Origin of the sequence: Chromatium okenii, assembly GCF_016583745.1 — a bacterium.
GTDB lineage: Bacteria > Pseudomonadota > Gammaproteobacteria > Chromatiales > Chromatiaceae > Chromatium > Chromatium okenii.
Genome location: NZ_NRRQ01000013.1, coordinates 86452 through 98868 on the forward strand (window position 1 = coordinate 86452; position 12417 = coordinate 98868).

The window sequence follows — 12417 nt, forward strand, 5'->3', positions numbered from 1 at the left end:
CAGTCAAAGGCGACCGCGATTTTTCATCCTCTTCATCGCGGCTTTTGCACCCCCCGCTTGGATTCGGAGAAAACCCCTTGAGAAAACCCGCAGTTCTGGTTCTGGAAGACGGTTCAGTCTTTCGCGGAACGTCAATTGGTGCCAACGGCATGAGCGTTGGCGAGGTGGTGTTTAACACTGCCATGTCGGGCTATCAGGAGATTCTGACTGATCCCTCCTATCTCCGGCAGCTCGTCACTCTGACTTATCCGCACATCGGCAACGTTGGCGTTAATCCCGACGATGAGGAGTCGGAGCGGGTGCAGGCTGCCGGTCTGATCATCCGCGATCTGCCGCTGCTGCCGAGCAATTTTCGCTCCCGTGAGCGGCTCGATGCCTATCTCGAACGCCAAAATGTGGTGGGAATTGCGGACATCGACACCCGCCGCTTGACGCGGATTTTGCGCGAAAAAGGTGCGCAAAATGGCTGCATTTACGCCGGAGATGGCAGTGATGAAACGGCGGCGCTGACCGCAGCGCGGAGCTTTCCGGGCTTGGCGGGCATGGATTTGGCGCAGCACGCTTCGACCAAGGAAGCGTATGCGTGGACGCAGGGCGTGTGGTCACTGGATGCGGGTTTGCCGCCGCCGATTACGCCCACTGCCGGACGGCTGCCATATCACGTTGTGGCGTATGACTACGGCATTAAGCGCAACATTTTGCGGATGCTGGTGGCACGAGGCTGTCACGTCACGGTGGTTCCGGCGCACATGCCAGCGGCAACGGTGCTGGCGCTCAATCCCGACGGCGTTTTTTTATCCAACGGTCCCGGCGATCCTGCGCCGTGCGCTTACGCCATCAGCGCGATTCAGGAACTGCTGGAAACGGATACGCCGCTGTTTGGAATTTGCCTCGGTCATCAACTGCTCGGGCTGGCGTGTGGAGCGCAAACGCGCAAGATGAAATTCGGCCATCACGGCGCGAATCATCCGGTGCAGGATTTGCGCACGGGCGCGGTGATGATTAGCAGCCAAAATCATGGCTTTGCGGTGGATGAGGCGAGTTTGCCAGACACGCTGGAGGCGACGCATCGCTCACTGTTCGATGGCTCGTTGCAAGGCATTCAACATCGCAGCCGTCCGGCGTTGAGTTTTCAGGGGCATCCCGAAGCCAGCCCCGGTCCGCACGATGTCGCGCCAGTGTTTGACCATTTCATTGAATTGATGCGTGAGCGGCAATAAAAAATGTAATTACATTATCGCTATTTAAAGTCGCGCAATTTTGACGCGACCGAATGAAATCATCACTGATCGAATCTACTGGAACCACATGCCTAAGCGTACTGACATTCATAGCATCCTGATTATCGGCTCTGGCCCCATCGTTATCGGTCAGGCGTGCGAGTTCGATTATTCCGGGGCGCAGGCGTGTAAGGCGCTGCGCGAAGAGGGTTATCGCGTTGTGTTGGTGAATTCCAATCCAGCGACGATTATGACTGACCCCGATATGGCGGATGCCACTTATATTGAACCGGTAACGTGGCGAGCAGTTGCCGCCATTATTGAAACCGAGCGCCCGGATGCGCTGCTGCCGACAATGGGCGGGCAAACTGCGTTGAATTGCGCCCTTGATTTGGTGCGCGAAGGTGTTTTGGAAAAATATGGCGTGGAATTGATTGGCGCCTCCCGCGAAGCAATTGATAAAGCGGAAGACCGTGATTTGTTTCGTAAAGCAATGCGCAAAATTGGGCTGGATATGCCGCGTTCGGCGATTGCGCATAGTTTGGAAGAAGCCATTCAAGTTCAAGCCTCAATTGGTTTTCCAACCATTATTCGCCCTTCTTTTACGATGGGCGGCAGCGGCGGCGGCATTGCGTATAACCAAGAAGAATTTGCGGAAATCTGTCGGCGCGGTTTAGATTTATCGCCGACCCGTGAGTTGTTAATTGAAGAATCGGCGCTCGGTTGGAAAGAATTTGAAATGGAAGTTGTCCGCGACCGCGCTGACAACTGCATTATCATTTGCTCAATTGAAAACTTTGATCCGATGGGCGTTCACACCGGCGATTCAATCACGGTCGCGCCCGCGCAAACGCTCACCGACCGCGAATATCAAATCATGCGCAATGCCGCAATTGCGGTGCTGCGTGAGATCGGTGTGGATACCGGCGGCTCTAATGTGCAATTCGCCATCAATCCCGTTGATGGGCGGATGATTATTATTGAAATGAATCCGCGTGTATCGCGTTCTTCTGCGCTGGCTTCAAAAGCGACTGGTTTTCCAATTGCAAAAGTGGCAGCAAAACTTGCCGTTGGTTATACGCTGGATGAATTGCGCAATGAAATTACTGGCGGCGCGACGCCCGCTTCCTTTGAGCCCAGCATTGATTACGTCGTCACGAAAATTCCGCGTTTTGCCTTTGAAAAATTCCCGCAAGCCGACGCCCGTTTGACCACGCAAATGAAATCGGTCGGCGAAGTGATGGCAATTGGGCGCACGTTTCAAGAATCGCTGCAAAAGGCGCTGCGTGGTTTAGAAATTGATCGTTATGGTTTGGATGAACTTGTTGATCTGAATGATCCGGCGGCGCTCGAAAAAATTCGGCTGGAAGTGCGCCAAACTGGTGCCGAGCGTATTTTTTATGTTGCTGATGCGTTTCGCGCTGGCATTACATTGGAAGAAATCCACGAATTAAGTTGGATTGATCCTTGGTTTTTAGCGCAGATTGAAGATTTAGTGCGGGTTGAGGGCGAGCTGTGTTTAGTGGGCTGCGCGGGTTTAACGCGGGAACGGCTGCTGGCATTAAAACGGCAAGGCTTTTCTGATCGCCGCATTGCACGTTTGCTTGGGCGCAGTGAGGCGGATATTCGGGCGCAACGCCAGCAATTTGATTTACATCCGGTTTATAAACGGGTGGATACTTGCGCTGCGGAATTTGCTTCCAGCACGGCGTATTTATATTCAACCTATGAAGAAGAATGTGAAGCGGAGCCAACGGATCGTAAAAAAATTATGGTGTTAGGTGGCGGACCGAATCGTATTGGGCAAGGAATTGAATTCGATTATTGCTGCGTTCATGCCGCTTTTGCGCTGCGTGAAGATGGTTATGAAACCATTATGGTGAATTGCAATCCCGAAACGGTTTCCACGGATTACGATACTTCTGATCGCTTATATTTTGAGCCGTTGACGTTGGAAGACGTGTTGGAAATCGTCGCCAAAGAACAGCCGCTCGGCGTCATCGTGCAATACGGCGGACAAACGCCGCTCAAGCTGGCGCGGGCGCTGGAGGCGGCGGGAGTGCCGATCATCGGTACCAGCCCGGACAGCATTGATCTGGCGGAAGACCGCGAGCGGTTTCAGCAATTGATTCAACAGCTTGGACTGCGCCAGCCGCCGAATGCAACTGCCCGCAGTGAGGCGGAAGCGGTCGCCAATGCGGCTGCGATTGGCTATCCGTTGGTGGTGCGTCCGTCTTATGTGCTGGGCGGGCGGGCGATGGAAATCGTGTTTGATGAGTCGGAATTGAACCGTTACATGCGCGAGGCGGTGCGGGTATCCAACGAGTCGCCGGTATTGCTGGATCGCTTTTTGGACGATGCGATTGAGGTCGATGTGGACGCGATTTGCGATGGCACTGATGTGCTGATCGGCGGAATCATGGAGCACATTGAACAGGCGGGCGTGCATTCCGGTGATTCTGCCTGCTCGCTGCCGCCATATACGTTGTCGGCGTCGCTGCAAGATCGGATGCGCGAGCAGATGACGCAGATGGCGCGGGCGCTGAACGTGGTCGGGCTGATGAACGCGCAGTTTGCGATCAAGGGCGACGATATTTACATCTTGGAGGTCAATCCCCGCGCTTCGCGCACCGTGCCCTTTGTCTCGAAAGCGATTGGGCTGGCGCTGGCGAAGGTCGCTGCGCGGTGCATGGTGGGAACGACGTTGGCGGAACAAGGCTGCCGCCGTGAGCGCCAGCCGAAGCATTATTTTGTGAAAGAGGCGGTCTTTCCGTTTATCAAATTCCCCGGCGTGGACACCGTGCTCGGCCCAGAAATGAAATCGACCGGCGAGGTGATGGGCGTGGGCGAATCGTTCGGCGAGGCGTATGCCAAGGCGCAGGAAGGCGCGGGCAGCGTGTTGCCGCGTCGTGCCGGCAAAGCGATGTTGAGTGTGCGCGAAGCGGACAAGCTGCGGTTGATTCGCGTCGCCCGCGATTTGCTGGGCTTTGGCTTCACGCTGTACGGCACGCACGGCACGGCAGCGGCGGTGCGGGCAGCGGGGCTGCCGTGTATTGGCGTGAATAAAGTGGCCGAAGGTCGCCCGCATATCGTTGATATGATTAAAAATAACGAGATCGGTTTTATCGTCAATACCACCGAAGGGACGAAAGCGATTGCTGATTCTGCGGCAATTCGCCGCGCTGCGTTGCAACACAAGGTTTGTTATACGACGACCATTGCTGGCGCAGAAGCGACCTGTTTAGCACTCAAGCAGCTTGATATTGTGAGCGTGAATCGCTTGCAGGATTTGTATTGAGTGCTTGATTTGATTTTCATTGGTACAGGATATTGTGTGATGAATAAAATTCCATTGACCGCTAAAGGCGCGGAAAAATTACGGAATGAACTCGATCAACTCAAGCGAGTTGAACGCCCGCAAGTGATTGAAGCGATTGCGGAAGCGCGAGCGCACGGTGATTTGAAAGAAAACGCGGAATATCACGCAGCGCGTGAGCAACAGAGTTTTATTGAAGGGCGCATTAAAGACATCGAAGGGAAATTGTCGAATGCGCAAATCATTGATGTGACGACGCTGGCGGCGAATGGGCGGGTGATTTTCGGGGCGACGGTGCGGGTATTGGAATTAGAAAAAGATGAGGAATTGACTTATCAAATCGTCGGCGAAGATGAAGCGGATTTGAAGCTGGGGATGATTTCAGTGGGTTCGCCAATTGCGCGTTGTTTAATCGGCAAAAGCGAAGGTGATATTGCTTCGGTAGTCGCGCCGGGTGGTATTCGTGAATTCGAGATTTTAGACGTTCAATATATTTAATTTGATCGTTTAATGTGTTGAAAAAAGGGCAAGCGATTTATCTCGCTTGCCCTTTTTTTAGGTGGAAAGTTGTAAAAATCCCCTCGCTGGAAAAGCCCCCCTTTGGAAAAGGGGGGTTGGGGGGATTTATCAATCCGCAGTTGGTTTGCAAGCCCACCTACGGTGGGCAAAATCCCCCCCGACCCCCCTTTTTCAAAGGGGGGAGTGGCGCTGCAACCATAATTCCAATAAGGCGACATGCCACAATTTATTGCCTTGAATACGGGTGTGATGCAGGTCGGGCGCATCTAATAATTGCTTGAGATATGGCGCACGATATAGCCCGCGCTCGCGGCAGGCTTGTGAATTCAGCGTGTCGCGCATCAATTCTAAAAATGCGCCGCGCACATATTTTAAGGCCGGCAGCGGAAAATACCCTTTGGGGCGATCAATTACTGCATCTGGCAATAATCCCCGCGCCAGCATTTTTAATGGATATTTACCGCCGTTGCGCAGTTTTAATTCCGGTGGGCACCGCGCTGCTAATTCAACTAAGTGATGATCGAGAAATGGCACCCGCGCTTCCAAACCCCACGCCATCGTCATGTTATCCACCCGTTTGACCGGATCATCGACAAGCAACGTCGTCACATCAAAACGCAGCACGGCATCCATAAATTCATCAGCACCCGGTGCCGCCAACTGCGCGGCAACCAGCGCGGCAGTGTGATCGTCGCCCGCGTAAGCAGCCGTCACCAGCCGCTGATATTCGGCGTGATCGCGGTCGAAATAGTGCCGCTGAAACCGCTCCAGCCGACTGCCGCTGGACTCGGCTGCCATGCGCGGATACCAGAAATAACCGCCAAACACCTCATCTGCGCCCTGCCCGGATTGCACCACCTTGATCTCACGCGACACCTGTTCTGCCAGCAAATAAAAGGCGACGGCATCCTGTCCAAACATCGGCTCTGCCATCGCGTCAATCGCCTCCGGCAGGCGAGCGAGCACCTGATCGTTCGGAATTAACGACTTGCTGTGGCGGGTGGCGTAACGCGCAACCACTTGATCGGAATAGTGAAATTCGCTGCCGGCTTCCTCCGGCGTATCCTCAAAACCCACTGAGAAGGTGCGCAAATCGCTGACTCCGGCTTCCGCCAGCAGCGCGACCAGCAGGCTGGAATCCAAGCCGCCCGACAGCAACACGCCGACCGGCACATCCGCGACTTCGCTGCGAATTTTGACGGCGTGGCGCAGCGCCGCGTGGAGCAGCTCCAGCCATTCCGGTTCGCTCAACACGCATTCGGGACGCGTGGCGAGTAATTGCCAATACCGCCGCTCGGTGCGATTGCCGCTGGCGTCCAGTGTGAGCCAGTGCGCGGGAGCGAGTTTGCGCACGCCGTTAAAAATGGTGCGCGGCGCGGGGACGACGGCGTGAAGTGTGAAGAGATGATGCAGCGCCACCGGATCAATGCTGGTATCGACGCCGCCGGCTGCCAGCAGCGCCTGCGGGCTGGAGGCAAAGCGAAAAACATTGCCGTGCTGCGTCCAATATAACGGCTTGATTCCAAAGCGATCTCGCGCCAAAAACAGCGTTTTATGGTTGGCGTCCCACACCGCAAAAGCAAACATCCCGTGCAAACGAGCGACGCAATCGCTGCCCCACGCGTGCCACGCCTTCACAATCACTTCGCTATCGCCGTCGGAGAAAAAGCGATAACCGAGCGTTTCTAATTCACTGCGCAGCGCCCGGTAATTATAAATCATGCCATTAAAAACTAATGCCAATCCCAATTCCGCATCCACCAGCGGCTGATTGGAACGGACTGATAAATCAATAATTGCCAGCCGCCGATGCCCAAACGCCAACGCCCCGTCGCTATAACTGCCGCCATGATCGGGGCCGCGCCGCGTTAATTTGCTCAACATCGCGGCAATGGCGCTCAAATTCGCTGGTGCGCCGTTGAGATTAAATTCTCCGCAAATACCGCACATGGGATGATTCCAAAAATTGAATGAAAGTTGGTTATTTGCAGCGCATGAACGCTTTATCATGCAAAGACGCCAATCACTCTACAGCGCAATTCACCCGCTGCAACAGCGCCAATAATGCCATCGGTTCCAACGCTGGAGCGCAAAAATAACCTTGGAATTCATCGCAGCCAGCCGCTAATAAAAATTCCCGCTGCGTGTCGTTTTCCACGCCTTCCGCAATCACGCGCAAATTGAGCGAATGTGCCAAGTTAATCACTGCCGTCGCAATGGCGGTATCGCTTTCATCGTCAGGAATATCTTGCACAAAGGAGCGGTCGATTTTTAAGCGGTGAATTGGAAACCGTTTTAAGTATGCCAAACTAGAATACCCGGTGCCAAAATCATCAATCGCCAGCTTGACTCCTAAATCCACCAGCGCATCCAAACGCACCAAGGTTTCATCAACGTTTTGCACTAAAATAGATTCAGTGAGTTCTAATTCTAATTGCCCCGGAAAGAGTGAGCTTGCTGCTAATAACTGCGCCACCGTGTCTACAAAATTGGTCTGTTGAAATTGCACTGCGGACACATTCACCGACATCATTAAATCAACGCCAACTGCTTGCCAGCATTCTATTTGTCGAATGGCTTCGCGCAATACCCAATCACCCAACACCACAATAAATCCGGTCTCCTCCGCAATGGGAATGAATTGTCCCGGCGAGATGTCGCCCAATTCTTGATCGTGCCAGCGAATCAGCGCCTCTGTGCCAATGATGCGTCCCGTGCGTAAATCAACCTGCGGTTGATACGCCAGCCGAAAATGTTCTTGCGTTAATGCTTCGCGCATGGCGTGATCAATTTTCATGCGGGTGAGCAAATCAACATTCATTTGCCGCTGATAAAAACGGACATCACCGCGCCCACGTTCTTTCACGTGATACATGGCGCTATCTGCGTTTTTAATTAAATCATCTAGCGTGTCGCCGTCTTCAGGATACAGCGCAATACCAATGCTGCAAGTGAGTGAAAATTTCATATTATCAATCAGCAATGGCTGTGCCATCGCAGTCAATAAACGCCGTGCGGTTTGTTCTGCACCTAAGCGATCAATATCGTGTAATAAAATGACAAATTCATCTCCGCCAAGGCGGGCGATGGTGTCAACTTGGCGCAAACAATCAACCAAGCGTTGCGCAACTTCAATTAACACGCGATCACCAAACACATGACCGAGCGAATCGTTAATTTGTTTGAACCGATCTAAATCAATAAATAATACTGCAAACGTATTGCGCTCACGCTGCGCTAATCGCAAAGCAAATTCTAAACGTTCGGTTAAACGCACGCGATTGGGTAATCCAGTCAGCGCGTCGGTATATGCCAATTGTTCAATCCGTTGCTGCGCCGCCTGCGTTTCCGAAAGATCGCGGATAAAACCGATGTAATGAAATGGAGCGCCAGCCGCATCCAATACCCGCACCAGCGACATCAAACAGGGGCGGGTGAGACCTTCTTTGTGGCGCTGCACAATCTCGCCTTGCCACACGCCGTCGCGGGCTAAAATGTCAACGACGCTGCGTTGCGGTTTGGTGCTGTGCCAGAGCGGGAACGGTTGCGATAAGAGTTTGCCGGCGAGTTCTGCCGCAGCGCAGCCGGTCATTTGCTCGCAAAACGGGTTGACCGCCACGATGCGGAATTCCGGGTCGGTGACGACGATGGCATCCAAACTGGCTTCAAACACCCGCGCTGCCAGCGTGAGCCGTTTTTCATCGGCGAGCCGTTGCGTGATGTTGCGAAAAGAAAACACCCGCCCAATCGGGCTGCCCCGCGCATATTGCGGCAGCGTCACTCGTTCCAACACCTGTCCGTTGCGCAGCAGCAACACGTCGGAGGCTTCCAACAGCGGATCGTGCGTGATTGCCGTCATCCGCCCGCTGTAAGCCGTCGCATCCAGCACCGAACGCGCCATCCACCCGTACACCCCGACATCATCGCGCTCGGTGAGCAACTGCTCCGGCAGATGCCACATTTCCGCAAAGCCTTGATTAAAGCCGCGAATCGCGCCCTCCAAGTCAGTCACCAAGATGCCGTCAGCGGTGGATTCCAGCGTCGCCCGCAGCTCGGCGACCAATTTTTCCAGCTCATCCTCAACGGCGCGGCGCTCGCTCTGATTGGCAATGGCGACCACATAAAACGGCGTGCCATCCAGATGCTGTACGCGACTGACCCGCCGCAGCACCGTCACCAACGTTTGATCGACGCGGCGCACCAAGGTTTCTGACAGCAGATGCTCGGCGCATCCGCTCGCCACGTCTTCCCAAAAAAAGACATCTTCTGGCGTGAAAGCGGTTTCCAGCACCGAGCTGCCCAGCACCGCGCTGCGCTCCATGCCGAGGAGATCGAGCGCGATCTGGTTGACTGCCACCACTTGCAGCGTGACCGGATTCACGATCCAGACCGCTTCAAGCAAGCCTTCAATCAATATCTGCCACTGCGCCACTGCACTGAGGTGAGCGGTGCTTGATTCGGTTGCGCCAGCATGGTGGAACTGCGTCATCGCCGCTCCTGCACATCAGCCAAATCTCGCGCTCGTTCAAAGAAATAGCACAGGCGCTGCCGAGGCGAGAGCGCATCAAAAACTGCGCGGGGCAATTGCACGGGCTTGAGACTCAAGCGGATGCCCAACGCCGTTTCATCTTCCAAATCAACAATCAAGCCATCGGCGGGGTCAGTGTGCGGTTCGTGAATGAGGATGCGCGGCTTGAGTGGACGCGCTGAATTGACCGACACCACCAGCGCATAACGCCCATCGGTCAGCAGCACCAGCGAGCCGGGCGGATACACGCCCATCATGCGAATAAAAATACTGAGATCGCGGGCATCAAACCGCTGTTTGGAATGGGCAAACATCAGCGATAACGCCTTGTGCGGCGTGATTGCCGCTACCGGATTGGCGGGATTACAGAGATTGTCGTAGTGATTCACGAGGCTGAGAATCCGCGCTGCCGGCACCAGCGCCTCACCTTGCAACTGCTGCGGAAAACCGCTGCCGTCCATATATTCGTGATGCTGGGCAATGATCGTACAGACCGCATCATCCACGCCCATCCGCTGCGCCAGCGCCACGCCATACGCGACGTGCTCTTGAAACAGCCGCCGTTCGGCCACGTTCAAACCGTCATCGCGCCAGCGCAACCGCTCCGGCAACATGATTTTGCCGATGTCGTGCAGCAACGCGCCGAGACCGAGCGGGCGCAGTGCGACCGCATCCAACCCCAGCCGCTTGCCCAGCAACAGCGCAATCACGGTGACATTGATGGTATGCAGAGCGGAATGTTCGCCCGCCTTTTCCGATAACAGGCGAATAAACGACTCGTCTTGCTCAAACAGATTGCCGATCAAACCCTCGACCATGATCTCCGCCTGTTCGCGGGCAATGTCCGGCTCGGTTTGCACCCGTTTGAGCAGATCACGAAACCGATGCGTCGCGTGTGAAAACTCCCGCTCACAGCTTGCCAAGCTGGCGCGTTGTTCTTGCAAGCGGCGGCGATGCGTGAGTGCCGGATCGGTATCAACGATTGGCGGCGGCGGTGGCGGGACAACAGCGGAAGTGGCGGCAAGTTCGCTGCGTTCTGGCGACCAGCGCACGCGCTGCAAGCCCAGCCCGCGAATGGTCTCAAGTTGTGCAGTTGAAATAATGCGGAAGTTATTGAGCGCGAACGGATGATCCATCCAGCCGAGATCAAGATACACATACATGCCCACACACAGCTCATTGACATCAATAAATTGTGCTTGGGTTTCGCTTCTCTCAGATGAATCTTGGTTTGACATGCGGCTGGTTATTCCATCCTAGCGAGCGCCAAAGATCGCGGTACCGATGCGCACCAGCGTTGCCCCCTCAATAATTGCAGCGACGAGATCATCCGACATGCCCATCGACAACTCGGCGAGCGCACAGTCCGGCGTCGCCACCTGATTGCGGAGCTGGCGCAACGCCTGAAACGAGCGCCGCTGTTCGTGCTCATCAGCCGTTGGTGCCGGCAAAGTCATCAGCCCGCGCACCCGCAAACGTGGCAACTGCGCACACTGCGCCAGCAGCGGTGCCACCGCCTCCGGCATGACACCTTCTTTGGTCGCCTCGCCGCTCAAGTTGACCTGCACACACACATTTAACGGCGGCAGCTCCGGCGGGCGCTGCTCATGCAACCGCTGCGCATGAACCGCATCTGCCAGCCCATGTACCCACGCAAACTGCGTCGCCAACGCCCGCGTTTTATTCGCCTGCACCCGCCCGATAAAATGCCAAACAATCGCTAAATCAGCCAATTCCGCCTGTTTTGCCAACGCTTCCTGCACATAACTTTCCCCGAACGCCCGTTGCCCGCTGGCATATAGCGCCCGCACCGCCGCCGCAGGTTGTTTCTTGCTCACCGCCACCAAAGCCACCGCATCAGCCGGACGCTGCGCTTGCGCACATGCGCCAGCAATGCGCGTGCGCACCGTGTGCCAATTTCTGCTTAATTCTTCAGAGGTCACTCGCACGAATCGCTTTTTTATTGTGAATAAATAAAGACTGAGCGCCGCTCAATCTTCCGCCATGCGCCGCAGCCCGGGCAAATCCAATTGGAACAGATTCGGTGCCGTCTCGGTCAACAATCCTTGCCGTTTGAATTCAGCGATGGTGCGGCTGGTGGTTTCGGTGGTCACGCCCAGCATCGCGCCCATATCCTCGCGGCTGAACAATTGGCAAAACGTGTCATCTGGAGCCAGCACCAGCCGCAGCAGCAACCGCGCCACCCGCTGCCGCGCCGCACCAGTGGATAATTCCGTCAGCCACGCATCGGCCTCCATCAACGCCCGCTGCCAGCGCGTCATCAATTCGTGATGCAGCGCCGGGTTTTCGCGTCCCAGCTCCCGCACCACCCGCGCCGGGAATCGACACACCTCCGTCATGTGCAACGCAATGGCATCATGCTGATAGGGTCTATCCAAAATCGCCTCCAGCCCCAACACATCCGCCACCCGCGTGATGCGCACAATGCGCTGGCTGCCATCTGGCAGATACTGCACCAGTTTTAACGCCCCGCTGCGCACCGTAAACATGTGCTCACCGGTGTCGCCGGTGCGATACAAGCTCACCCCGGGCTTGAGCGTAAACTGGTCAATTGGATCATGGATTTGGTCAAAATCGGCTTGTTTCAGCCCCGCAAACAAGACCGAAGTGCGTAACAAACAATTCTGGCAGTGAGCTTCACCAGACCAGGCTTCTTTCAATGTCACACTTTTTGCCATTGGGATTAAATGATTCCTGAGCGCATGGTTTGCAATTACAGCAACCAGTGAAAAATAAAATGCAGCAGCGCGATTATCATCTGGATCATTGATAAATCGCAAACCACCACTTTTTGCTTTGTTTTAAGAGTGACG

General features: G+C 55.0%; 8 protein-coding genes. 3 read left to right on the forward strand and 5 right to left on the reverse strand.

What is annotated here, in order from left to right:
• Nucleotides 1-77: 77 nt before the first annotated feature.
• The 3 genes from carA (at nt 78) to greA (ending at nt 5034) form a co-directional block, all read left to right on the forward strand.
• Nucleotides 78-1220, forward strand: coding sequence for a glutamine-hydrolyzing carbamoyl-phosphate synthase small subunit (carA, locus tag CKO12_RS07075; RefSeq protein WP_200154039.1), 1143 nt, complete (start codon nt 78-80; stop codon nt 1218-1220).
• 88 nt (nt 1221-1308) lie between these two features.
• Nucleotides 1309-4518, forward strand: coding sequence for a carbamoyl-phosphate synthase large subunit (gene carB / locus CKO12_RS07080; protein WP_200154040.1), 3210 nt, complete (start codon nt 1309-1311; stop codon nt 4516-4518).
• Nucleotides 4519-4557: 39 nt separating this feature from the next.
• The gene (greA, locus tag CKO12_RS07085) at nt 4558-5034 is read left to right on the forward strand and encodes a transcription elongation factor GreA (RefSeq protein ID WP_200154041.1); all 477 of its coding nucleotides are present in this window, start codon (nt 4558-4560) and stop codon (nt 5032-5034) included.
• A gap of 192 nt (nt 5035-5226) precedes the next feature.
• Here the strand turns inward: greA and CKO12_RS07090 are convergent, their stop codons facing one another.
• From CKO12_RS07090 to CKO12_RS07110, 5 genes are all read right to left on the reverse strand, one after another.
• Nucleotides 5227-7005: an N-acetylglutaminylglutamine amidotransferase gene (locus CKO12_RS07090; protein WP_200154042.1), complete on the reverse strand. Its 1779-nt coding sequence runs from the start codon at nt 7003-7005 to the stop codon at nt 5227-5229.
• A gap of 73 nt (nt 7006-7078) precedes the next feature.
• The gene (locus CKO12_RS07095) at nt 7079-9544 is read right to left on the reverse strand and encodes a sensor domain-containing protein (RefSeq protein WP_200154043.1); all 2466 of its coding nucleotides are present in this window, start codon (nt 9542-9544) and stop codon (nt 7079-7081) included.
• Nucleotides 9541-10821: an HD-GYP domain-containing protein gene (locus CKO12_RS07100; RefSeq protein ID WP_200154044.1), complete on the reverse strand. Its 1281-nt coding sequence runs from the start codon at nt 10819-10821 to the stop codon at nt 9541-9543. The genes CKO12_RS07095 and CKO12_RS07100 overlap by 4 nt, the downstream gene beginning before the upstream one ends.
• 18 nt (nt 10822-10839) lie before the next feature.
• Nucleotides 10840-11526, reverse strand: a complete 687-nt coding sequence (locus CKO12_RS07105) for a YggS family pyridoxal phosphate-dependent enzyme (RefSeq protein WP_200154045.1) — start codon at nt 11524-11526, stop codon at nt 10840-10842.
• A 48-nt stretch (nt 11527-11574) separates the two neighbouring features.
• On the reverse strand, nt 11575-12282 hold the full coding sequence (locus CKO12_RS07110) for a Crp/Fnr family transcriptional regulator (protein ID WP_200154046.1): 708 nt from the start codon (nt 12280-12282) through the stop codon (nt 11575-11577).
• Nucleotides 12283-12417 lie beyond the last annotated feature (135 nt).